The sequence below is a fragment of the Pedococcus sp. P1_H8 genome (assembly GCF_056405175.1).
Genome location: NZ_JBFUCP010000085.1, coordinates 1 through 577, shown reverse-complemented (window position 1 = coordinate 577; position 577 = coordinate 1). Strand labels below are relative to the sequence as shown.

Sequence of the window (577 nt, the reverse complement as noted above, 5' to 3'; positions counted from 1 at the left end):
GGGTGCTGGTGATCGACGACGAACCGCAGATCCTGCGGGCGTTGCGGATCAATCTGACCGTGCGCGGATACGAGGTGACGACCGCCGCGAACGGGGCCGCGGCGCTGCGGGCCGCGGCGGAGCGTCATCCCGAGGTGATCGTGCTGGACCTGGGGCTGCCGGACATGGACGGGATCGAGGTGCTGGCGGGCCTGCGCGGCTGGTCCACGGCACCGGTCATCGTGCTCTCCGCGCGGACCGACTCCGCGGACAAGGTCGCCGCCCTGGACGCGGGGGCGGACGACTACGTCACCAAGCCCTTCGGGATGGACGAGTTCCTGGCCCGGTTGCGCGCCGCGGTGCGACGGAACTCCGCCGCCGCCGACCCGGGCGAGCCCGTGGTGGCAACCGACTCCTTCACCGTCGACCTGGCGGCGAAGAAGGTGACGAAGGCCGGCGCGGAGGTGCATCTGACGCCCACCGAGTGGGGGATGCTCGAGATGCTGGTGCGTAACAGGGGAAAGCTGGTGGGGCAGAAGGAGTTGCTCCGCGAGGTCTGGGGGCCGTCGTACGCGACCGAGACCCACTACCTCCGGGT

1 protein-coding gene is annotated in these 577 nt (G+C 70.9%); it reads left to right on the top strand.

Features of this window, described 5'->3' with window-relative positions; all coding sequences use genetic code 11:
* Positions 1-2: 2 nt before the first annotated feature.
* Positions 3-577: response regulator (locus tag AC1DYG_RS18970; RefSeq protein ID WP_477641419.1), on the top strand; the 575-nt coding region annotated here is incomplete at its 3' end.